The 20,689-nt window shown below is 35.1% G+C and carries 15 protein-coding genes; all 15 read left to right on the top strand.

Annotated features, from left to right (window positions below; all coding sequences use genetic code 11):
* Positions 1-2,361 precede the first annotated feature (2,361 nt).
* Positions 2,362-2,712 (top strand): flagellar transcriptional regulator FlhD, encoded by a 351-nt coding sequence (gene flhD, locus M983_RS02535; RefSeq protein WP_066746570.1) that lies wholly within the window; start codon positions 2,362-2,364, stop codon positions 2,710-2,712.
* Between the two features lie 2 nt (positions 2,713-2,714).
* Positions 2,715-3,296, top strand: a complete 582-nt coding sequence (gene flhC, locus M983_RS02530) for a flagellar transcriptional regulator FlhC (protein WP_066746568.1) — start codon at positions 2,715-2,717, stop codon at positions 3,294-3,296.
* Between the two features lie 133 nt (positions 3,297-3,429).
* Positions 3,430-4,323: a flagellar motor stator protein MotA gene (gene motA, locus M983_RS02525; protein WP_066746565.1), complete on the top strand. Its 894-nt coding sequence runs from the start codon at positions 3,430-3,432 to the stop codon at positions 4,321-4,323.
* A gap of 2 nt (positions 4,324-4,325) precedes the next feature.
* On the top strand, positions 4,326-5,372 hold the full coding sequence (gene motB / locus M983_RS02520; RefSeq protein WP_066746563.1) for a flagellar motor protein MotB: 1,047 nt from the start codon (positions 4,326-4,328) through the stop codon (positions 5,370-5,372).
* Positions 5,373-5,407: 35 nt separating this feature from the next.
* Positions 5,408-7,588 carry a chemotaxis protein CheA gene (gene cheA / locus M983_RS02515; protein ID WP_066746559.1) on the top strand — a complete coding sequence of 727 codons (2,181 nt, stop codon included), beginning with the start codon at positions 5,408-5,410 and terminating at the stop codon, positions 7,586-7,588.
* Positions 7,589-7,609: 21 nt separating this feature from the next.
* Positions 7,610-8,110, top strand: a complete 501-nt coding sequence (gene cheW / locus M983_RS02510) for a chemotaxis protein CheW (RefSeq protein ID WP_066746556.1) — start codon at positions 7,610-7,612, stop codon at positions 8,108-8,110.
* A 384-nt stretch (positions 8,111-8,494) separates the two neighbouring features.
* A complete protein-coding gene (locus tag M983_RS02505; protein WP_066746553.1) occupies positions 8,495-10,201 on the top strand; it encodes a methyl-accepting chemotaxis protein in 1,707 nt (568 codons plus the stop codon).
* Between the two features lie 60 nt (positions 10,202-10,261).
* Complete coding sequence (locus M983_RS02500; RefSeq protein WP_066746547.1) at positions 10,262-11,908, top strand: methyl-accepting chemotaxis protein; 1,647 nt, start codon at positions 10,262-10,264, stop codon at positions 11,906-11,908.
* Between the two features lie 6 nt (positions 11,909-11,914).
* Entirely contained in the window at positions 11,915-12,805 is an 891-nt protein-coding gene (gene cheR, locus M983_RS02495) for a protein-glutamate O-methyltransferase CheR (RefSeq protein WP_066746545.1), read from the top strand.
* Entirely contained in the window at positions 12,798-13,850 is a 1,053-nt protein-coding gene (locus M983_RS02490; RefSeq protein WP_066746543.1) for a protein-glutamate methylesterase/protein-glutamine glutaminase, read from the top strand. The genes cheR and M983_RS02490 overlap by 8 nt, the downstream gene beginning before the upstream one ends.
* A gap of 58 nt (positions 13,851-13,908) precedes the next feature.
* A complete protein-coding gene (gene cheY, locus M983_RS02485; RefSeq protein WP_066746541.1) occupies positions 13,909-14,298 on the top strand; it encodes a chemotaxis response regulator CheY in 390 nt (129 codons plus the stop codon).
* 9 nt (positions 14,299-14,307) lie between these two features.
* Positions 14,308-14,964 (top strand): protein phosphatase CheZ, encoded by a 657-nt coding sequence (gene cheZ / locus M983_RS02480; RefSeq protein WP_066746538.1) that lies wholly within the window; start codon positions 14,308-14,310, stop codon positions 14,962-14,964.
* Positions 14,965-15,377: 413 nt separating this feature from the next.
* On the top strand, positions 15,378-16,526 hold the full coding sequence (gene flhB / locus M983_RS02475; protein WP_066746535.1) for a flagellar biosynthesis protein FlhB: 1,149 nt from the start codon (positions 15,378-15,380) through the stop codon (positions 16,524-16,526).
* Positions 16,519-18,609 (top strand): flagellar biosynthesis protein FlhA, encoded by a 2,091-nt coding sequence (gene flhA / locus M983_RS02470; protein WP_066746532.1) that lies wholly within the window; start codon positions 16,519-16,521, stop codon positions 18,607-18,609. The genes flhB and flhA overlap by 8 nt, the downstream gene beginning before the upstream one ends.
* A 255-nt stretch (positions 18,610-18,864) precedes the next feature.
* On the top strand, positions 18,865-20,196 hold the full coding sequence (locus M983_RS02465) for a two-partner secretion domain-containing protein (RefSeq protein WP_066746529.1): 1,332 nt from the start codon (positions 18,865-18,867) through the stop codon (positions 20,194-20,196).
* Positions 20,197-20,689 lie beyond the last annotated feature (493 nt).

The raw sequence follows: 20,689 nt of genomic DNA, 5'->3' as shown, positions 1-20,689 counted from the left end.
AAGATAAAGAATAATCTGATAATGAAATAAATATGTTATTGCGATTTATTCTGTAAATAAATGATAATGGTTATAATTATTGCTCGGCCTTAAAGTAGATACTAAGGAGTAAAAGAATTGTCATGACTAAAGACGATGAAAAGTCTAATAACTGTTGAGGATTGATATGATCCCACGATAAAAATGTATTGTAATGATCTTAGTTAAAATAATGTTTTCTTCAGTTTGTATTCATGATGTGAATAATGCCTGTTATCTTTAATAAAAAGATAATATAAAACAATTTTTACCGTTTTATCACGCTTAAAGCTTAAAAGGATAGAACGATAAAACTCTTTAGTTTTACCTCCAAATTTTACTCATTATCTAATAATTGCATATTGATCTGGGTATCTAAATATATCAGCATGATTATCACGAGTTGGTTTGTTAGAAAATCTTAATTTGGGAATATTTACTCATATAAGGCGTATTTATTATTGTGTAAGTAGAATAAATAAAAAAAATAGAAATGATGGTATCAAAGTGTAAGTTTAAATTGCCTCATTGTAACTCTAGATCTCCATACTGTTCATATTTATTCAGTTGGCCTTTAATTTAATTCTATAGAAAAATGGCATTTTATCGATAAAAATAAGGTAGTTTTGGTTAAGTGTTGTTGCTTGTATGGCGAAAATCACATTTAAAAGTAGAGTATGAATGTATAAAAAACACTCTATAATTGTTGATAACGTATTTCTTTTATGAAGAAATTTCTCACTAAATAATAACATTTGTTACATTACTCTTTATTTGTGTAAGGACTATTTTTTGTTGATAGATTGTATTTTGATCACGGCTCTTTTGGGACTTAACATTGATATGATTGAGGTATACAAATGTAAGCTTTGATGAGTTTATGTTAGAACTAAAAGCATAAGTATCTACTGATACAAGCTCAATTTTATAAAATAAACTATGAATTTTAATATTTATTGAATTTTATTTTTATAAATAGAACTGTTTTTTAATTAAAATTAATATTTATATATCGTTATATTTATATCTTTTTATATCTTTATTTGCATTTTTTATTAAATAGTATGGTTATTTTATAATAATATTATAGTTTTCATTTTTAATTAAAAGCATTTTTTTATTATTACATATCTTTTTATATGAGTTTATAATGGCTGGAAATTAAAAATTAACTGTTTTTTATTTGTATTTTAATGAAATCAATTATTATAAATTAGCTATATTGAATTTGTTCGATGGAAAAGAGATAAATTAATTACTTATTATTTTAGATAGACTAAAACTGATATTTTAATATCTTATTTTATAAAATAACAATGAATTACTGTTGATAAAATAACCTATAATTCATAAATAAAGCTTACTTATAACGTATGTTCGCTTATATTTTATTTAATTATTGCTTATAAAGCTTTTATTAAATGCATTATAAATTAGACATTAGTTTGTGTGATTTAAATATAAGTAAATCTTAATTATTTTTAGTGTTAGTTTTTATGATGTAGAAATAAATATTCAAGAATTTAAGGAATAAGGTGCATAAGTAAGAATTTAATTTTATACACTATATCGTATCTATAGAAAATAAATATACCTATCTTTATGATAAATAAAGATATTTGTATTTTTTTGGTTTTTAATAAAAAAAATATAACTATAATTAATTAGTTTGGTATGTTTTTTGAGCAAATTGTAAATAAAAAGTGATCATTTCTAATAATTTAAGTAAATGATGAAAATTATAATCTCTGAAGAAATATTAATTGAATGGGAGCATTTTGTTTAGATAAAGATGACGAGGAGATATACTAATATATCTTACTGTGATCTAAAAAATTTTCAATTGCGGATTTGTCAAATTTTTATGCTGTATTTTTAGTTTTATAAGTTTAATAGATCGTATAAAATAAAAAATTATCATTAATATTTTAATTTGGGTAGATAAGCTTATTAATTAGCAACAAGTTTTATTACTTTTATCACTTGAATAGTTAATGAACTAATTCCATAATAATGATTATCTTTTTGTGATGTGACTCACATAGTATTTAAATTAGACTACTTTATCCGTTGAATAACTTAATCGTTAAGGAGTAAAGTTGTCTGGTTAGGATTATTCTTAACATGCTATATTGGCGAGCTTTTAAAGTTTATTTTTAATTTAATTGTTTTTCTCGCTACTTTTGAAAATGACCGTATCTAAGTAATACAAGGTAGTGTTACTGCGAGTCATGTTCATAAAATGGGGCTTGGAAATTTAATAGATATTTATATTAATTTCCTTGGGATCTTACTCTAAGGAAGATCCTCTTTGTTCAATATAATCGGACGGGATGTAAAGAGATGAGTACGGTTGAATTGCTTAAGCATATTTATGACATAAATTTATCGTATTTGCTTTTAGCACAAAGGTTAATTAACCAAGAAAAAGCGTCTGCTATGTTTAGACTTGGAATTAGTGAGTCAATGGCGGATGCGCTAAAAGAATTAACATTGCCTCAATTGGTTAAGTTGGCAGAAACAAACCAACTAATCTGTAATTTCCGGTTTGAAGACAGTGAAACAATAGAGCAACTGACGAAAGAATCCAGAGTCGATGATTTACAACAAATTCATACTGGTATTCTTCTTTCCTCGGACTTGTTTCGTCAGTTATCGAAGCAAGAGACATCTTCGACAAAAAAACGGGCATGATAATGAGTGAGAAAAGTATTGTCCGCGAAGCGAAAGATATTCGCTTAGCAATGGAATTAATCACCTTAGGTGCCCGCTTACAGATGCTTGAAAGTGAAACTCAACTCAGTAGAGGGCGCCTGATTAAACTATATAAAGAATTAAGAGGGAATCCTCCACCAAAAGGTATGTTACCTTTTTCAACAGACTGGTTTATGACATGGGAACAAAATATTCATTCGTCAATGTTTTATAATGCTTACCGCTTTTTATTAAAAAATGGTGGTTGCGTTGGTGTGGAAGCTGTTGTTAAAGCCTATCGTTTATATTTAGAACAATGTCCTCCAGCAAAAAATCAAGAGCCTATTTTAGCGCTAACAAGAGCGTGGACATTAGTTCGTTTTGTTGAAAGTGGTATGCTACAACTTTCTGTTTGTACAAAATGTAATGGTTCATTTATTACACATGCTCACCAGCCAGCTTGTAACTATGTATGTAGTCTTTGCCAGCCTCCATCTCGGGCAATAAAAAAACGTAAACTTTCCGCCAATCCTGCCGATATTAACTTACAACTGTTGGATGGTCTTGAACAGTTTGCAATGTGATTCGAGATTGAAAGTTAACTATCAGGTTATAGAAATCAGTTATCTATAACCTGAGTCACTCCTCTTACCCTCCTATCCTTTGCTGCTATGTTAGCCATTCTATCTATAACGAAATTAGCTAAAGGGATATCGCGTGTTAGTACTCTTAGGATATATCGTGGTTGTTTGTGCTGTCCTCGGAGGGTACGCCCTCGTAGGTGGACATTTAGGTGCATTATACCAACCCGCAGAGTTTTTAATCATATTTGGTGCCGGTATAGGTGCTTTCATTGTAGGTAACAATGGTCGTGCGATTGTATCGACGGTAAAAATATTACCGAAGTTACTTCGCAGCACTAATTACAATAAAGCGATGTATATGGATCTCATGGCACTTATGTTTCGTTTGTTATCAAAAGCCCGCCAAAGTGGCATGTTGTCACTTGAGAGAGATATTGAAAACCCACAACAGAGTGATATTTTTTCTCAATATCCTCGCATTATGAAAGATTTCTACATTTTAAGTTTTATCACAGATTATATGCGTTTGATGGTAACGGGAAATATGAACCCGTATGAGATTGAATCTTTGATGGATGAAGAAATCGCAACATTTGATGAAGAAAGTGAAGTACCTGCATCTGGTTTATCAACTATGGGAGATTCATTGCCAGCATTTGGTATCGTCGCCGCTGTTATGGGAGTTGTTAATGCTCTAGGTGCGGCAGATAGACCTGCTGGTGAAATGGGTGCGTTGATTGGACACGCTATGGTAGGGACCTTTTTAGGTATTTTATTAGCTTACGGGTTTATTTCACCATTAGCATCACGAATAAGACAACGTTCTAGTCAACAGATGAAAATGATGGAGTGCATAAAAACAACCTTACTATCCAGTATGAATGGCTATGCTCCACAAATCGCTGTTGAATTTGGACGTAAAACACTCTTTCTGGCAGACAGACCTTCATTTATTGAATTGGAAGAGCATGTACGTCAGGTACGGACACCAATGCAAGCCAATACGGATGCAGTGAAAGAAGAATAATTATGAAAAGTAATTCGCAAATAATTAGAGTTAAAAAGCGAGGACGAAAACAGCATAACCACCATGGCGGCGCATGGAAAATTGCTTATGCTGACTTTATGACAGCAATGATGGCTTTTTTCCTAGTGATGTGGTTACTCTCTATTGCTAGTCCTCAAGAATTAACGAAAGTTGCGGAATATTTTCGGACACCACTAAAAGTGGCCATTGAAAATGGGAGAGTTACGGGAGATGTGACTAATCCTATTCCTGGTGGTGGTCGTGATCCTATTTTTAACGAAGGTGATATTTTACCTAAAGGTGTTGAAAATAAGCAACTGACTGAAAAACAGCAATTTCGTAAATTAAAAGAAGAATTAGAGCAAATAATCTTAAAAGATCCGCGCTTAAAAGATTTAAAACCTCATTTATTAATAGACATGATGGATGAGGGATTACGCATCCAAATTATAGATAAAGAAAGTCGACCAATGTTTAAAGTAGGAAGTGCAACTGTTGAGCCATATATGAAGGATATTTTAACGGCTATTGCTCCTATCTTAAACGAAACTCCTCATAAAATTAGTTTATCTGGTCATACTGATGATATTCCTTATGCCAGTGGTGCAATGAAATACAGCAACTGGGAATTATCAACAGATCGTGCTAATGCATCTCGTCGTGAGTTGATTGGTGGAGGTTTGGCTGAAGATAAAGTATTAAGAGTTGTAGGTATGGCGTCAACTGTTCATTTAGTCAAAGAGGATGGATTTGCTCCAGCGAATAGAAGGATCAGTATTTTAATTTTAACAAAGAAAGAAGAGCAAAAAATTGTACATGAGAATGAGCGGGTTACACCAGCAATAAAAGAGGTATCAGAAATAAAACCTCTAATATCAGGGCAAGAAACCCCACAAGAAAATGTAAAAGGAACACAGACAGGTATTACTTCTGTGTCTACTTCTGAGCTTCCCGAAATAAAAAAGGAAAATGTTGAAACAGGAGTTTCTGGGGAAAGTTTGCCATCACAATCGACAAATATTACGGACAAACAAGGCATTGCGCCTTGATTTGTGGGTAATCGCGTAAAGGTGAATGAGTAACGATGGATATTACCGAGTTTTATCAAACATTTTTTGATGAAGCAGATGAATTGTTAGCTGATATGGAACAGCATCTTCTGTTACTTGATCCTCAAAACCCTGATCAAGAGCAGTTAAATGCAATATTTCGTAGTGCGCACTCTATAAAAGGGGGGGCTGCGACATTTGGCTTTGTTAAACTTCAGCAAACCACTCATGTACTTGAAAATTTACTTGATAGTGCAAGACGTCATGAGATGGTGCTCACCGACGATATTATTAACCTGTTTCTGGAAGCGAAAGATATTATGCAACAGCAATTGGATGCACATAAAAACTCACAAGAGCCGGATGAGGAAACATTCAACTATATTTGTGAGAAATTGCGCCAATTGGCTCTTGAGGTAAAAGTAGAACAAGCAACACCAGCTGCTATTACTGAAAAGAATAGCGCATCAGTGGCACCTGTTGCTGAGACTTCTTCTTCAGAAACGAAGGTACAATCTTCTGACTCAGATACAGAAAAAAATGAAGCAGAACAAACGTCATCAGCACCTACATCTGATGGACATTATTATCATCATATTATTCTGTCTGATTTAAAAGAGACCGATATTGATTTAATGCTTGATGAATTAAAGCATCTTGGAGAAGTCAGCCAAGTTGAAAAACAGCATCATGGTCTTGAAGCTATATTAAAAACAACGGCTACTGAAGAGGATATCACCGCAGTATTGTGTTTTGTGATTGAGTCTGATCAAATTTCTTTTGCTAAAACGCCATCTCAAGAGACGACCGAAAACCAAGAGAAAGTGGCGATAAGTTCAGACAATTCAGACAATTCAGACAATTCAGACAATTCAGAAAAACCTTTAGCGAAAGAAAATACACAAGCGAAAGAAAAAGAAACTACGGTACAAGTTGCAACGACTAAAGCACCTGTAACTTCGGCTTCTCCGGCGAAAAGACCAGCTACAGTGGCAACACCGAAAACAGAATCAACAAGTATTCGTGTTGCAGTTGAGAAAGTAGACCAATTAATCAACTTAGTTGGTGAATTAGTTATTACACAGTCGATGTTAGCACAACATAGCGATAGCCTTGAGCCATCAATTCATAGCGATTTATTAAGTTGTATTGCACAGTTACAACGTAATTCACGCGACTTACAAGAATCAGTGATGTCTATTCGTATGATGCCAATGGAATATGTCTTTAGTCGATTCCCTCGAGTTGTACGTGATTTAGCGGGTAAACTGAATAAAAAAGTTGAGCTAAATATGATTGGTAGTTCAACTGAATTAGATAAAAGCTTAATTGAAAAAATTATCGATCCATTAACGCACTTAGTGAGAAATAGCCTTGATCATGGTATTGAAATGCCAGCAGATCGTCTTGCGGCGGGTAAACCTGAAGCAGGTCAATTAACGCTTTCTGCTGAACATCAAGGTGGTAATATCTGTATTGAAGTGACAGATGATGGCGCTGGATTAAATCGTGAACGTATTTTGAAAAAAGCCATATCGTCAGGTCTTGCTGTATCTGAAAATATGAGTAATGAAGAAGTTGCTATGCTTATCTTTGCACCAGGATTCTCGACAGCAGAAGTGGTTACAGATGTGTCAGGTCGTGGTGTAGGAATGGATGTTGTAAAACGTAATATCCAAGAAATGGGCGGGCAAATTCAAATTAGCTTTGAAGTTGGCAAAGGAACTAAAATCCGTATTTTACTGCCACTGACTTTAGCAATATTAGATGGTATGTCAGTTAAAGTGCAAAATGAAGTCTTTATTTTGCCATTAGGTACAGTGGTTAGCTCTTTACAACCTGAAGAAGATGATATTTATCCTCTTGCTGGCGATGAAAAACTATTACAAGTCAGAGGTGAATATTTACCGCTTATTGAATTGCATCGTACTTTTAATATTGAAGGTGCTCAAACTGATATTACGCAAGCTATAGCTGTTATTGTCCAAAGTGCAGGGCGACGCTACGCATTATTAGTTGATAAATTAGTTGGTCAGCATCAAGTTGTCGTAAAAAATATAGAAAGTAATTACCGAAAAGTTCCTGGTATTTCTGCTGCAACAATAATGGGCGATGGTAGTGTTGCTTTAATTCTTGATGTACCAGAACTACAACGTTTAAGTCATACACAAATGACAAAGAAAAAGAAGACTACAACTGCAAGCGCAGTCATTTAATAATGAGGATAAAATAAGATTATGGCTTCGGAACATTTCGAGAAATTATCCGGTGAAACAGTTGGACAAGGATATCTAATTTTTACGCTGGGCGATGAAGAATACGGAATTGATATTTTAAAAGTACAAGAAATTCGTGGATATGATCAAGTAACACGCATTGCAAATGCACCTAGTTTTATTAAAGGTGTCACTAATTTACGTGGTGTTATTGTTCCTATTGTTGATTTACGTATTAAATTTTCACAAGAAAATGTGACATATAATGATAATACGGTTGTCATTGTCGTTAATTTATTAAATCGAATTGTGGGAATTGTTGTTGATGGCGTATCAGATGTTCTGACTTTAAAGCCTGAGCAAATCTGCCCTGCGCCAGAGTTTGCAGTCACAATGTCGACAGAATATCTTACTGGTTTAGGAACATTAGAAGAGAGAATGTTGATTCTGGTTGATATTGAAAAATTACTCAATAGTGAAGAGATGGAATTGGTTGATAGTGCGACAATTTTAGCTAAATAATTATTTTATTTTTTATATTGTAAAACTATTCCGGTGTTATTGCCGGAATAGCTATATATGGTGCTTTATATGGTGCTTTATTTTTTCGAGAATATTATTATTTTTTAGTCAGTGTGAAAATATTATTCATTTTAAGCAAAATAAAGAAATAACTTATTATTTGTCTTAAGTCTAATTTTTAATAATAAATATATCCGCAAATAGGTACTATTTATCATATTTTTTTATTTATTCTTATCACCCTAAAGATTTTTATATCATCTATTTTAATCTCTATCGAGATAACATCTAAAATAAATTAAATGAAGGCGAAATTGTACCTATAAAGTTTCTCTTAAGTCTGCCGATAACTTGCTCATACCATCTATTATAAAAAGGGAAATCATGTTTAGCCGAATGAAGATAGTGACTGGATTATTATCCATCCTTATGCTGTTTGGTGTTTTGCAATTTATCTCTGGGGGGATTTTTTACTCTAATATCGTTGAGACAAGAAATGACCTCGATAAAACGCTCATCATACAAGATCAACGAGAGCGCCTAGATGAAAGCTGGGCTAACTTACTTCAAGCACGTAATAATATTAACCGTGCAGCCATCAGTTATATGCTAAAGGATAAAAATCTTGTTGTAGATGAGTCCTTATCTGTTGATTATCTCATCGAGCTTGCTCGCACTAATATGGCAAAAGCAGATGAAAAATTTAAAGAATTTGAAAAAAATATTACTGCTTATCAAGTCCATTCAGAAGAGAATGTCCGTAATTTAAAAGGGCGTTTTATCGAGTATTTTTCTTCATTAAGTCAACTTGAAATTTTATTGAAAGATAAAAATCTAAAAGACTTTTTTGAACAGCCAACGACATCCTATCAAGATGCTTTTTATAGTGAATATCGTAATTATGTTAAGCGTAATGAAAAATTTAACGATGAGCTCAATGTTGCATTAGAAGCTTCACATCAACGAACTATTATTACGATGGTGGTATTAGCGATTATCGTTATTGCCGCACTAATTATTTGTTGGTTTGCTTTACGAAATGCATTAATTAGACCATTAAATGGCTTGTTATTAAGTATTAAAACTTTCTCTGAAGGTGATTTGCGTCCAAATATTGAAGCACAAGGCCGTAATGAGATGAGCTTATTAGCAAACGGTCTAAAACATATGCAACAAGAGCTTATTCAAACGGTTCGTGGTGTCTATCAGAGTACAGAAAATATTTATAACAGTACGAGTGAAATTGCTGCTGGTAATAATGATCTTTCTGCAAGAACTGAAGAACAAGTGGCCTCACTTGAAGAAACAGCTGCTAGCATGGAGCAATTAACCGCAACCGTAAAACAAAATGCGGATAATGCTCGCCAAGCCAGTAATCTTGCCAATGATGCCTCAGATATTGCTCGTCAAGGCGGAAAAGTTGTCGCTAATGTGGTGCAAACTATGCACGACATAGCTGGAAGTTCTCAGAAAATCACCGATATCACGGCTGTTATTGATGGCATTGCATTCCAAACCAATATTTTGGCGCTGAATGCGGCTGTTGAAGCAGCAAGAGCCGGTGAGCATGGTCGCGGATTCGCTGTTGTAGCTGGCGAAGTACGTAATCTTGCACAGAGAAGTGCAGAAGCTGCTAAAGAGATAAAAACACTGATTGAAGATTCAGTAAGCCGTACTGAAACAGGCTCTGTATTAGTAGAAAGTGCGGGTGAAACAATGACTCGAATTGTTGAATCTGTGACACGTGTTACTGACATTATGGGAGAAATTGCCTCAGCGTCAGATGAACAAAGTCGCGGTATTTCACAAGTCGGACTTGCTGTTTCTGAAATGGATCGTGTCACACAGCAAAACGCCTCTTTAGTTGAGCAATCTGCAGCAGCTGCTGCGGGTCTTGAAGACCAAGCAGTCGCATTAACCCGCTTAGTTTCTATCTTCAAATTACCGGGTCAGGAAGAAAAAGCATTAGAGAAAAAGGAAATCAATGCAATCCCTGTAGTTAAAGCTGCAGCTCCACTTATAAAACCAGGAACCTCAGAAAAGAAAAAGAGCAGCAGTGTTGAAGATCCCACTAATTGGGAAACTTTCTAACAATAAAAAGTGGCTGACAAGCGGTAATTATTTCGTTACCGCTTAAAACGAGGTGAAGGCATGTTTAGGTTTCGTAAATTAAAGATATCAACGAGTCTATATCTATTACTGATGATGTTTTGTGTTATGCAAATTATTTCCAGTGGGATTTCATTGGGAATTATTTATTTAAATAATCAACAAATTAGCAGAGTTGATATAGATACCTCTAAGCGAGATGAATTAGGGTTAAGTTGGGCATCTTTAATACAAACTCGCAATGCAATAAATCGTGTTGCTATCGCAATGAAAACTGAACAGTCAACAGATTACACACAATCTATTGAATCAATAGCACAATCACGCTTGGATGTAGCGAATACACATTTTCAAAATTTCCTTGCTGAAATAAATAAAGAGGCCATTCCAGCATCAGAAAAAGATATTGTTGATACCGTAAAAAAAGATTATCAAACGTTATATAACGCATTAGCTGAATTACAAAGCATGTTGAAAAACGATAATTTTCAAGGTTTTTTAGACCAACCGACAGAAAGTTATCAAACAGCAATGGAAAATTCATTTAATACGTATATGAATTATGTTCAAACAGAAATTACCGATTCTATTGAACAAGGGCACCATTCTTACACCATCGCTATTTTTATGTTTATTGGTGCAGTAGTAATGATTATTGTGGTGTCAATTGCAGCTCATCGTTGGTTGAATTTTAATATTATAAAACCTTTCGCAAGTTTAAGTCGTTATTTTAATGATGTCGCTACAGGTAAATTAAATCGTGAAATTCTGGTTTTCACTGACGATGAAATTGGTGATGTCTTTAGACGATTACGTAAAATGCGCGGTCAACTTGCACGTTCTATTCGTATTGTCCGTGATAATAGCAATGCCATGTATTCAGGTATTCAAGAAATTTCTAATGGGAATACCGATTTATCCTCTCGAACTGAGCAACAAGCTGCATCATTAGAAGAAACTGCGGCGAGTATGGAGCAGTTAACGGCAACAGTTAAACAGAATGCAGATAATGCATTACAAGCCAGCAAACTTGCAAAATCAGCATCAAATACGGCAATACGAGGTGGTGAAATAACACACAGTGTTGTTGAAACAATGGATGCGATTACGCAAAGTTCTCAAAAAATAGGCGCCATTATCAGCGTGATAGATGGTATTGCGTTCCAAACCAACATACTTGCACTTAATGCTGCGGTCGAAGCTGCTCGCGCTGGTGAGCAAGGTCGAGGTTTTTCTGTTGTTGCTGGTGAAGTACGTAATTTAGCGCAACGTAGTGCGCAAGCGGCGAAAGAGATCAAATTATTAATTGATGAATCAGTTTCACGCGTTTCACAAGGTTCTCAATTAGTGAACAATGCAGGACAAACGATGGAGGAGCTTGTTACGTCGGTAAATAAAGTCACTGAATTAATGGCAGAAATCGCCTCTGCTTCTGATGAGCAAAGTAGAGGAATTCACCAAGTTGCAGATGCTGTTAGCCAAATGGATCAGGTAACACAGCAAAATGCGACACTAGTGGAACAATCAGCATCTGCTGCCAGCGCTTTAGAAGAGCAGGCTAATAACCTTGTTAATGCTGTTTCAGCGTTCGAGTTGCCTGACACGGATGAGGATGAATCATCTTACACCTTAGAGGGTAATGGGTTGAAGAAAGTAGATAAAAAATCATTTTTTACAAAGACCCATTAAAAAATAATGAAACGTAATGTTACTGAAGGCTTATCAGATATCGCGGCTCAACCGTTAGACATTTTTGCACAGCGGTTTATGTTGTCCGATGATCAGTTTCAATCTATATGCCAGTTGATCTATCAAAAGGCAGGTATTGTACTGACTAACAACAAAAGGGAGATGGTTTATAACCGTCTTACTAGGAGGTTACGTGAATTACGGATGAATAACTTTGGTGACTATCTTGCGTTTCTAAAAAGTGATGTGCGCAATCCTGAATGGCAAGAATTTATTAATGCATTAACGACAAATTTAACGGCATTTTTCAGGGAAGCACATCACTTTCCTATTTTGGCACAACACGCTAAAAAAAGGGCAGGAGGAGTTTACCGCGTATGGTGTGCAGCTGCATCTACAGGGGAAGAACCTTATTCTATAGCAATGACGCTACGTGATGTTTTTGGAAATAGTCCTTATAAAACTAAAATTATTGCTAGCGATATTGATACTAATGTGTTGGAAAAAGCGCGAAAGGGCGTTTATCGACTAGAAGAGCTTAAGACACTCGATGATAAATATTTGAAAAAATATTTTCTTAAAGGCGTTGGTGATTTTGCAGGATACGTAAAAATCAGACCAGAAATTAGTGAAATGGTCTCTTTTCAGTATTTAAATTTACTCGAAAAACAATGGGATTTAGAAGGCAGTTTTGATGCGATATTTTGTCGTAATGTGATGATTTATTTTGATAAAGCAACACAACAAAACTTACTTACTCGATTTATCTCATTACTAAAACCTGATGGAATGCTGTTTGTTGGGCATTCTGAAAATGTAAGCCAGCTTAGCAAGGAATTCTACTTGCAGGGGCATACCGTTTACGGGCTGACACCAGCAAGGAGAGGTTATGAATAAGATAACGGTACTCTGTGTTGATGATTCGGCGTTAATGCGTCAAATCATGCGAGAAATAATCAACAGCCATAGTGATATGGAGGTTGTTGATTGTGCACCAGATCCGATAGTGGCTCGTGACTTAATCAAAAAGTACAACCCACAAGTTTTAACGTTAGATGTAGAAATGCCTCGAATGGATGGTATTGATTTTCTAGAAAAATTAATGAGATTAAGGCCAATGCCTGTTGTAATGGTTTCATCATTAACCGGCAAAGGTTCAGAGGTAACTTTAAAAGCATTAGAACTGGGTGCCGTTGACTTTGTGACTAAACCACAATTAGGTTTGCGTGAAGGCATGTTGGCTTATAGTGAGTTGATTGCTGAAAAAATCAGAGCTGCGGCGCAAGCAAGAATTAGCCGCCGAGAAGTTCAAACTCTACCTTCTAAAGCTTTATCATTTACCCCTATGATATCGAGTGAAAAATTAATTGCAGTCGGTGCATCTACAGGTGGCACAGAAGCAATTCGTAATTTTTTAGAACCATTACCTGTGACAAGTCCTGCGGTATTAATAACACAACATATGCCAGCAGGATTTACCCATTCATTTGCTGAACGATTAAATCGTTTATGTCAAATGAGTGTAAAAGAAGCAGAAGACGGAGAACGCGTATTACCAGGGCATGCTTATATTGCGCCTGGTGATTTTCATATGGAACTTCGCCGTAATGGGGCTAATTACCAAATCCATATAAATAAAGAGCCTGCGGTTAACCGGCATCGGCCTTCTGTTGATGTGTTATTTAAATCGGTTGCTAAATATGCAGGACGTAATGCCATCGGTGTCATTTTAACAGGGATGGGAAGTGATGGTGCTGCTGGATTATTAGAAATGCGCAAAGCGGGGTGTTATACCTTTGCGCAGGATGAAGCAAGCTGCGTCGTCTTTGGTATGCCTCGTTCTGCGGTTGAATTAGGCGCCGTTGATGAGGTGAAAAGTATAAACGCAATGAGTAAAGCGGTATTAATGAAAATTAGTAGTACGCAATCATTACGTATTTAATTTTATATATTTAAAAAACAACACAGTAATTTGCCGATATATTTTGAAGGAGTTTTCAATGGCAAGTAAGGATCTGAAATTTTTAGTGGTTGATGATTTTTCAACAATGCGCCGCATCGTTCGTAATTTACTAAAGGAATTAGGATTTATGAATGTAGACGAAGCTGAAGATGGTGCTGACGCGTTGGCTAAATTACGTAATTCAGCATTTGATTTTGTGATAACAGACTGGAACATGCCAAATATGGATGGTCTAGAACTTTTAAAAAATATTCGTAGTGATGCAGGACTCGCTACAACACCGGTATTGATGGTGACAGCAGAAGCCAAAAAAGAAAATATTATTGCTGCCGCTCAAGCGGGTGCAAGTGGCTATGTTGTTAAACCGTTTACCGCTGCAATACTTGAAGACAAACTTAACAAAATTTTTGAAAAATTGGGCATCTAAGGAGTCGCGATGAGTGGGGATCCAATTATGCCGAAAGATAATGTCGAAATGACATCAGATATTATCAGTCGGATCGGACAATTGACACGAATGTTACGTGACAGTTTACGAGAACTAGGATTGGATAAAGCAATAGCCGAAGCAGCAGAAGCTATCCCTGATGCAAGGGAAAGGCTAGATTATGTTGCTCAAATGACCGCTCAGGCCGCTGAGCGTACATTGAATTGTGTTGAGGCAGCGCAACCTAAGCAAGAAGCGCTGAGTGCCAATGCAACTAAGCTAACTGAGCGTTGGGACCAATGGTTTGAACAGCCAGAAGAGCTAAAAGATGTGCGCGCATTAGTCACAGATACCCGCAATTATTTGCGGGATATCCCTGAGAGTACGGCTTTTACAAACAGTCAGTTATTAGAAATCATGATGGCACAAGATTTTCAAGATCTTACCGGTCAAGTTATTAAAAGAATGATGAGTGTTGTTCAAGAAATTGAAAAACAGCTTGTCATGGTTTTAATGGAAAATCTTCCTGCTGATCAAATTGAAAAATCGAATGCGAAAAAAGAGACGGATTCATTATTAAATGGTCCACAAGTAAATAAAAACACGGCTGGTGTGATTAAAAATCAAGATCAAGTTGATGATTTACTAGAAAGTCTCGGTTTTTAATAAACTGATGAGTAAAGAGAAATATATCAATATGTGGGAGGTATATCACTCTATACTCTGCTCTTTTAGGATGGCCTACTTTATGGATAAAAAATTACTGAAGAACACTTTGATAGCACATGCTATTGAGGAAAAAGTAAGCCGCTTTTTTTAAGCGGCTTTTGATTATCTGTTTTATAGACTTTCTAAGTATTTGTAAAAGATTACTCCATCCCTACCGTATTAATATTATTGATGATAATCATTAGTCTTCATATGCTTAATATTTGCTAGGAAATTAATCTATTATCCTTTCATAGCCTAAAAAGCCCCTTAAATTTGCGATTGTTCAAGCCATCGATTTTCGCTGAATTTGTCATGCTAAACGTTATTTCATTCAGATTTTTAATCTCAATAGTTAAATCGGATAAACTGTGGCTGAAGATAGCGATCTCGAAAAAACAGAAGACCCCACACCCCATAAACGGGAAAAGGCAAAGAAAGATGGGCAAATTGTTCGTTCTAAAGAGCTCTCATCTGTTTTAATGATCTTAGGTGGCGTCAGTTTATTATGGATGAGTGGTGGATTTATCACTCACGGCTTGTATTCAATGCTGGTAGAAGGGTTTAGCTTTAATCATCACCTTATTGGTAATGAGAATCTGCTTATCCCGCGTTTTGGAAGTTTAATCAAGCAAGCTGTATTTGCCTTATCACCTGTTTTTTTAGGATTAATTTTAGTTGCAATTGGTGGCTCTGCGTTATTAGGTGGTATCAATTTTAGTAGTAAATCGATTAAATTCGATCCTAAAAAATGGAATGTATTTTCTGGTTTAAAACGTATTTTTTCCATGAATGCATTAGCTGAACTCTTTAAAGCAATATTGAAATCTCTTTTTGTGGGATTAGCCGCTACGATTTTCTTGTGGCACAACTGGAATGATATTTTACATTTAATCACCTTGTCACCTTTAAACGCGTTAGCTAATGCGATGCATTTATTAATTTTTGCCGTTTATATTACGGTTTTTATGCTTATTCCAATGGTTGCTTTCGATATTATTTTTCAAATTCGTAGCCACTTGAAAAAACTTCGTATGACACGCCAAGAAATAAAAGACGAATTTAAGCAACAAGAAGGTGACCCTCAACTAAAAGCACGTATTCGCCAACAGCAACATGCCATGTCTCGTCGCAGAATGATGTCTGATGTTCCTAAAGCTGACGTTATTGTGACTAACCCGACTCACTATGCTGTCGCTTTGCAATATAACGACAAATTAACAGCACCCAAAGTCATCGCTAAAGGTGCTGGAGCTATTGCACTAAAAATTAAAGAGATTGGTGCAGAAAATCGTATTCCGCTTCTAGAGGCGCCACCGCTAGCTAGGGCGTTATATCGTCACAGTGAGATAGGTCAAGCTATTCCTTCAACGCTCTATGCAGCTGTTGCAGAGGTGTTAGCTTGGGTTTATCAATTGAAACGATGGAAAACCGAAGGTGGTTTAAAACCTAAACAACCTATGAACTTGCCAGTGCCTGCCGCACTGGACTTTGCTGGAGAGAATAATCGTCATGGCTAATTTGGCCTCATTACTCCGCTTGCCGGGAAATTGGAAAGGTTCTCAGTGGCAAGTGCTGGCAGGACCAGTACTTATTTTATTAATACTGTCTATGATGGTATTACCATTGCCACCTTTTCTATTAGATTTATTATTTACCTTTAATATCGCACTTTCCATCATGGTATTGTTAGTGGCTATGTTCACACGACGTACCTTAGATTTTGCTGCATTTCCTACTATTTTATTATTTACCACACTATTACGTTTATCGTTAAACGTTGCGTCTACGCGTATTATTTTAATGGATGGTCATACAGGGCCTGCGGCTGCTGGACGTGTTGTTGAAGCATTTGGTCACTTCCTGGTGGGTGGTAATTTCGCGATTGGTATTGTGGTCTTTATTATTTTGGTATTGATCAACTTTATGGTTATTACCAAAGGTGCAGGGCGTATTGCAGAAGTTGGTGCACGCTTTGTATTAGATGGAATGCCAGGAAAACAAATGGCGATTGATGCTGACTTAAATGCGGGCATTATCGATGAAGAAGAAGCGAAAAAACGCCGTAAAGAGGTTGCTTTAGAGTCTGATTTCTATGGTTCTATGGATGGTGCAAGTAAATTCGTTCGTGGTGATGCTATTGCAGGTTTAATGATCCTTGTCATTAACGTGGTTGGTGGTCTTATTGTGGGTGTTGCTCAACATAATATGCCTCTTAATGATGCCGCTAGCACGTATACCTTATTAACTATTGGTGATGGTCTTGTTGCACAAATTCCAGCGTTGATTATATCAACCGCAGCCGGTGTTATCGTCACCCGTGTTGCAACTGATGAAGACGTTGGCCAACAGATGGTCACACAGTTATTTAATAATCCTCGTGTTCTTATTCTTACTGCGGCAGTGTTAGGTTTATTAGGGTTAGTCCCTGGTATGCCAAACTTTGTCTTTTTACTATTCACTATGGCATTAGCGGGATTAGGTTGGTACATCTTACGTCGTAATGCAAATCCACAAGTGCAACAACAAAAAGAAATGGAACAAGTTGAAAAACAAAACCGTGTTGTTGAGGCATCATGGGAAGATGTACAACTTGAAGATCCTCTTGCGATGGAAGTGGGATATCGCTTAATTCCTATGGTGGATAATCAACAAAATGGTGAGCTTCTAGGACGAATTAGTGGTATTCGTAAAAAGTTTGCCCAAGAAATGGGATATTTACCACCTGTTATCCATATTCGTGACAATATGGAATTAAAGCCTTCTGCATACAGTATATTAATGAAAGGGGTTGAAATCGCACACGGTGAAGCACATCCAGGCCGCTGGCTTGCAATTAATCCAGGCAATGCAGTGGGATCACTTGAAGGTGATATTACTCAAGAGCCAGCATTTGGCTTACCAGCAATATGGATTGATGATAGTTTAAGAGAGCAAGCTCAAGTACAAGGCTATACGGTTGTTGCTGCAAGTACTGTCGTTGCAACACACTTTAATCATGTCTTAACAAAATATGCCGCTGAGTTATTTGGTCGCCAAGAAGCACAAATGCTTTTTGATAGGGTAAGCAAAGAACTACCTAAAATGACTGAAAATATGATCCCAGATATGTTGTCATTAACGGTATTGCATAAAGTATTGCAAAATCTACTCTCAGAACAAGTCCCTATTCGTGATATGAGAACAATACTTGAAGCGCTTGCAGAGCATGCACCAGAGCAAAAAGATCCTGCTGAATTGACCTCTGTCGTTCGCGTTGCACTTCGTCGTGCGATTACTCAGCACTGGTTTGGTGATAAAGATGAAATTCAGGTTATTGGTTTAGATGCGAGTTTAGAGCGTCTATTATTGCAAGCAATGCAAAGTGGTGGTGGATTAGAACCAGGGCTTGCTGAAAATATAGAGCAACAAGCAGCAGATGCTGTGCGTCATCAAGAAATGTCAGGTGGTGTATCAGTGTTATTGGTTAATCATGCTCTTCGTTCGTTGCTTTCACGTTTTTTACGCCGTAGCTTACCTCAATTGGCTGTACTTTCGAATATGGAAATCAGCGAAGGTCGTCGTATTCGTATGACATCGATGATTGGTGGACAACCTCAATAATCGAAAATAAAGACTAACAAAACCACATTATTTTTGTCTTCTATATAAACCTCATATTTTGGTATGAGGTTTATATTTTTATCAATCCATAGTACCTTTAATAGGTAGAAAATTCACTAAACTAATGTTCGTTTACTAATACTTAATATATGTAATGTTTTATTTATAATATAAAAAAATTTTTAATTATTTAAAGTAAGCGTCTTATTAATGTAATAAATTTGTAATTCATTTATTTATATTTAAGGGCGTTATATGAAAAAAACTTCGTTATTTACCGTATCATTACTTTCTTTGTTAGTTTCTCAATCTTGTTTGGCAGAATCTGATATTGTTATTTCAAAACGTTCTCCAGATGCAGAGGTTTATACAGATTTAATTCCTATTGAAAATACACCATTTTATAAAGATGGAAAGGATGTAATTATTGTTCCTAATGCTACAGAAGGTGTTTCACATATTTATTATGATAAATTTAATGTTGCATCTGAGGGTATTGAGTTTGCTAATGAAAGTGCAGGCGCTAGCCTTATTATTAATGAAGTCGTATCAGAAGTAAAATCTATTATTGCAGGTGATATTGATATCAAAGGTGAAAAAGCGCAATTAATTATTGCTAATCCAAATGGTATTGATTGTATTAATGATTGTTCATTTTCAAATTTAGATAAGGTGATATTTATTACAGGTAGTAGCAAAAATAAAAACTCTGCAATATTTGATGTATCCTTAAATGGTAAGGTGAATGTTAATATAAATAATCAAAAAAACTTTATTTCTAAAATGGGAGTTTTTGCCATCATTTCTAATGATATTGAGATTAAAAGAGGGAAGTTTGACCTTGAAAAAATGAATATTACTATGGGGTTGAATAGAATGAATTTCAATACATGGAGAATAGGAAGTGACAAAATAGAAACTATCAAAGAAGCAAGCATAGGTAAAGATACTGAAATAAAGGCGAAAAAAATAAATATTTATTTTGGCAACTCTGAAGTTACTAATAATGGTAAATTAAATGCAACACATTTTATAGGTAGAGGATATAAATTTACCCATAATGGGAGTATGACTATTAATGATGATAAAGGAAATATAGAAAATAAAGAAAGAGGTAGTTTTGAATTTGATATGGCTGGTTTTTATCGCTCAGATGATTCATCATTAAAAATAAATAACACATCGGCTAAGGTGAGTGCTAAAAACTCGAACTTTATGACAGACAGCATTGTATCTATTGAGAATATGAAGGCTTTTTCGCCGAGTACTTATGAAATTAAAGGCGAAACTAAAATAGTTGATTCTAGTTTTATTGCTGAAGGCGATACGGCAATAATTGATAATTTTAAATATCATAACTCGTCAGTTAAAATGATGTCTCGTAATATGGAGATTTTTGATCTTGTTAAAGGAGGTGGAGAGTTGGTATTAAGAGGGGATTTAAAATTAATAGGCAAATTAGATGTAATAGGTACTTTAGATATGCCATATAAAGCTGAAACTACTTCATATTCTAATATTAAATTAAACGGTGAATATTTACATGAAATAGTTGAAACAAAATCCCTAGATATAATAGATGAATAATCTAAATTTAAGATAGATTGTACGAATCTGCTTCCTCCATTTATTATTATAATGATCTTGATAAAAAACTTCGTTATTTATCTTTTTATTACTTTCTTTGTTATTTTTTTCGATTTATGATTGATGCTGATGATATAGAAATAGATAAGCTTAGGTTGGCAAAATCAATAGTTGAATTTAATTCTATCTATATCGATATTAAAAATGAAATTAGTCGAACATATGATGTAGAGTTAAAGGATAAAACAGAGTTATCTGATAATACTAAAATTGATTTAAATAGTATTGACTTCAGAAGAAATTTTGTACTAAGTAATTGATATAACTTATAGTAAAATAAATCTAAACTCTTCAGGTAGTACATAAATTTTTCATTTATATAATAAATATTATTAAACATGCCTCATATTTGTTATGAGGTTTTTTTAATGCCATATTTTGTATTATCTATATATTTTATACTATTTAATATAGTAAGGTTTATTTTAATCAA

The organism is Proteus myxofaciens ATCC 19692, from assembly GCF_001654855.1.
Taxonomy (GTDB): Bacteria; Pseudomonadota; Gammaproteobacteria; order Enterobacterales; family Enterobacteriaceae; genus Proteus; species Proteus myxofaciens.
Note: the sequence above shows the minus strand (reverse complement) of the source record. Positions and strands in the feature narration are given on the sequence as shown.

Coding starts and splice junctions, on each gene's coding strand:
- flhD (WP_066746570.1), top strand. CDS start 2,362: ATGAGTACGGTTGAATTGCTTAAGCATATTTATGACATAAATTTATCG.
- flhC (WP_066746568.1), top strand. CDS start 2,715: ATGAGTGAGAAAAGTATTGTCCGCGAAGCGAAAGATATTCGCTTAGCA.
- motB (WP_066746563.1), top strand. CDS start 4,326: ATGAAAAGTAATTCGCAAATAATTAGAGTTAAAAAGCGAGGACGAAAA.
- cheA (WP_066746559.1), top strand. CDS start 5,408: ATGGATATTACCGAGTTTTATCAAACATTTTTTGATGAAGCAGATGAA.
- cheW (WP_066746556.1), top strand. CDS start 7,610: ATGGCTTCGGAACATTTCGAGAAATTATCCGGTGAAACAGTTGGACAA.
- M983_RS02505 (WP_066746553.1), top strand. CDS start 8,495: ATGTTTAGCCGAATGAAGATAGTGACTGGATTATTATCCATCCTTATG.
- M983_RS02500 (WP_066746547.1), top strand. CDS start 10,262: ATGTTTAGGTTTCGTAAATTAAAGATATCAACGAGTCTATATCTATTA.
- cheR (WP_066746545.1), top strand. CDS start 11,915: ATGAAACGTAATGTTACTGAAGGCTTATCAGATATCGCGGCTCAACCG.
- M983_RS02490 (WP_066746543.1), top strand. CDS start 12,798: ATGAATAAGATAACGGTACTCTGTGTTGATGATTCGGCGTTAATGCGT.
- cheY (WP_066746541.1), top strand. CDS start 13,909: ATGGCAAGTAAGGATCTGAAATTTTTAGTGGTTGATGATTTTTCAACA.
- cheZ (WP_066746538.1), top strand. CDS start 14,308: ATGAGTGGGGATCCAATTATGCCGAAAGATAATGTCGAAATGACATCA.
- flhA (WP_066746532.1), top strand. CDS start 16,519: ATGGCTAATTTGGCCTCATTACTCCGCTTGCCGGGAAATTGGAAAGGT.
- M983_RS02465 (WP_066746529.1), top strand. CDS start 18,865: ATGAAAAAAACTTCGTTATTTACCGTATCATTACTTTCTTTGTTAGTT.